General features: G+C 56.9%; 1 protein-coding gene. It reads right to left on the reverse strand.

Annotation, left to right across the window (positions count from 1 at the left end):
* Nucleotides 1-269: phage tail tape measure protein (locus MN202_RS20565; RefSeq protein ID WP_335737999.1), on the reverse strand; the 269-nt coding region annotated here is incomplete at both ends.

The following is a 269-nucleotide window of genomic DNA, read 5'->3' on the forward strand; positions in this document are numbered from 1 at the left end:
TCATGGACAGCACGGAACGGGTGAAGCTGCGCCAGTTCTGCTCACTGCCGGTCAGCATCGCCGCCATATTCTGTGCAATACCATCAAAGGTCTGCGTGGCTGCACTTTTTACCTGCGACATACTGTCCGTGGCGCTCTCTTCCCACTCACTCCAGCCGGACTTCAGGCCTGCCATCCAGTTCCCGCGAAGCTGGTCTTCAGCCGCCCAGGTCTTTTTCTGCTCTGACATGACGTTATTCAGCGCCAGCGGATTATCGCCATACTGTTCC

The sequence above is a fragment of the Rheinheimera muenzenbergensis genome, assembly GCF_036984005.1.
GTDB classification, from domain to species: Bacteria; Pseudomonadota; Gammaproteobacteria; order Enterobacterales; family Alteromonadaceae; genus Alishewanella; species Alishewanella muenzenbergensis.